The 277-nt window shown below is 55.2% G+C and carries 1 protein-coding gene; it reads left to right on the forward strand.

All coding sequences use genetic code 11. The annotated features are described in order from the left end of the window. The coding region (locus ACPYOI_RS36165; RefSeq protein WP_481424182.1) for a S1 RNA-binding domain-containing protein at positions 1–277 on the forward strand (277 nt) is incomplete at both ends.

Raw genomic sequence — 277 nt, forward strand, 5'->3', positions numbered from 1 at the left:
TCCGAAAACAGCGCAGAACGCGATCAGCTGCTGGAAAACCTGCAGGAAGGCATGGAAGTCAAAGGTATCGTTAAGAACCTCACTGACTACGGCGCATTCGTTGACCTGGGCGGCGTTGATGGCCTGCTGCACATCACCGACATGGCGTGGAAACGCGTTAAGCACCCAAGCGAAATCGTGAACGTGGGCGACGAAATCACTGTTAAAGTGCTGAAGTTCGACCGCGAGCGTACTCGTGTATCCCTCGGCCTGAAACAGCTGGGCGAAGATCCATGGG

The organism is Rhizobium sp. SVR5-2C (assembly GCF_056755115.1).